This is a genomic window from Massilia sp. DWR3-1-1, from assembly GCF_049898325.1.
Taxonomy (GTDB): Bacteria; Pseudomonadota; Gammaproteobacteria; order Burkholderiales; family Burkholderiaceae_D; genus JAFCUW01.
The window spans coordinates 1-2,056 of record NZ_JAFCXL010000063.1; the positions used below are offsets into that span (position 1 = coordinate 1).

At 60.9% G+C, this 2,056-nt stretch carries 2 protein-coding genes; both read right to left on the reverse strand.

All coding sequences use genetic code 11. From position 1 onward, the window contains the following. Positions 1-108: 108 nt before the first annotated feature. Positions 109-894 carry an IS21-like element helper ATPase IstB gene (istB, locus tag ACP7EY_RS23870; protein ID WP_426197742.1) on the reverse strand — a complete coding sequence of 262 codons (786 nt, stop codon included), beginning with the start codon at positions 892-894 and terminating at the stop codon, positions 109-111. Continuing rightward, positions 891-1,949, reverse strand: coding sequence for an IS21 family transposase (istA, locus tag ACP7EY_RS23875; protein WP_426197743.1), 1,059 nt, complete (start codon positions 1,947-1,949; stop codon positions 891-893). The genes istB and istA overlap by 4 nt, the downstream gene beginning before the upstream one ends. Positions 1,950-2,056: the final 107 nt, after the last annotated feature.

A 2,056-nucleotide genomic window follows, 5' to 3' on the forward strand; every position in this document is an offset into this window, starting at 1 on the left:
TGTCAACAGCGATTTAAAACTGATACAGTTTTGGCCTTCGCAGCGATTTAAAACTGATACACCTCCGTCACCAGCACATGCTGGATATTCACTCTTTTCATCACTCGTTCAGCCAGCCTTGCCGACGCCGTTGCCCTTGACGGTACCAGCCTGCCGCTGGTGCTTGAGCCGGTAGCTTTCGCCGGCGATCGGCACGATGTGCGCATGGTGCAGCAAGCGGTCCAACAGGGCCGCCGTCAGCGTTGCGTCCTGCGCAAACGTCGCGTCCCATTGGCCGAACGGCAGGTTGCTCGTCACGATCAGGCTGCCTTTTTCGTACAGCGCCGCGATCACCTGGAAGAACAGGTTGGCCTGTTCGCGGTTCATCGGCAAGTAGCCAATTTCATCGATGATGAGCAGCCGGTACGTCTTGATGGCGCGATGCATCGCCGTCTTCAAACTGTTTTGCGCGTGCGCCGTCCTCAGCGTCAGCAACAGGTCGGAAGCCGTCATGAACCGCGTCTTGATGCCAGCCTGAGTCGCCTTGTAGCCCAACGCCATCGCCAAGTGGGTCTTGCCCACGCCGCTAGGACCGACCAGCACCACGTTTTCGTGACGCTCGATGAAGCCCAGTCCGGCCAGCTCCTCGATCTGGCTGCGCTTGACGCCCTTGGCGAAGTCATAGTTGAACTGCTCCAGCGTCTTGATCGCAGGGAAGCCGGCCAGGCGCGTCATCATGGTTTGCTTGCGTACTGTTCGTCCCGCCATTTCTTCGCGTAATAAGGCCTCCAGGAAGTCGCTGTATGCCATCTCGTCCTTGGCCGCCTGCTGGGCCGCGGGACCGTAGCTTTGTCCCACGAAGGACAGCTTGAGCGCCTCGCACAACTCGGTGATGCGTTCGTGTTGCAGGTTCATGCCGGCACTCCCTGCGTGACGTTCATTAACAGCTGTTCATAGACCGCCAGCGGGTGCTGCGCCGGCGCCACTTCGGCGATGCGCTCGATCACGATAGCGGGACGCGGTGCGGGTGGTTCCGGCGCCGCCGTCTGCGGCCGTGCGGCAGCGATATCGCCTCGCCACGGCTCTGCCAATGCCTGAAGGTGAGCCACTTCATTTGCCATCCGTTCGGACGGTTTCTCCTGCGTCGTGCCGTGCACCCGCTCGTTGGCGACCTCGCGCAGCCAGCGGGTTACCTCGACGTTGGCAGTGACGACGTCGAGTTGCAAACCACTCTGGCCCAGACGGCTTGCCAGCGGCACGTAAAACGACCTGCGCAGATAGCCGTTGAAGCGCTCGACCTTGCCCTTGGTCTGGGCCCGGTACGGCTGGCACAGCTTGATCCTGAAGCCGCTGTGCTTGGCGAAGTCGAGGAAGCCGGCATGGTACCGATGAAGCCCTTCGCCATACACGTCGCGCTCGATGACGACCGTCTTCATGTTGTCGTACAGGACCTTGCGCGGCACGCCGCCGAATGCGGCGAAGGCGCGCTCATGGCAGCCGATCAGCGTGGCCACCTTCATGTCGCTGACGAATTCGACGTAGCTGGCACGGCTGTAGCCCATCGTGGCGCAGAACGCATGCAGCGGCGCGCTGCCTTTGCGGAACTCGACCCAGTCGACCTGCAACTGTTCGCCCATCTCGGTCTCGAAGCGCACTACCGGCGCAACCGGCAACGTCGGTCGCAGCGAGCGCATGAACGCGCGCAACTGGCTAAGGCCGCCCTGGTAACCCCGCTCGACGATTTCATTGTGCAACACGCTCGCCGGTATCCAGTTTGGCTGCGCTGCCGTCTGCCGCTCCCGTAGATAGGCTTCATATGGCGCCAGCTTGCTTGGCCGTTTTACCTTGCGTTCGTATTTCGGCACCGAGTTCAACGCCAGGTGCCGCCGCACCGTGTTCACCGCGCAGCCCACCTCGGCGGCGATCCGCCGCAGACTCAACCCATGCTTGCTCAATACCTGAATTTCCACATACACCTCGTTGGGTTTCAAGGCTGCTCCGCAAAGCAGCCATCTTCTCAAATCGGTGTATCAGTTTTCAATCGCTGCTGTGTATCAGTTTACAACCGCTGCTGACA

Coding starts and splice junctions, on each gene's coding strand:
- istB (WP_426197742.1), bottom strand. CDS start 894: ATGAACCTGCAACACGAACGCATCACCGAGTTGTGCGAGGCGCTCAAG.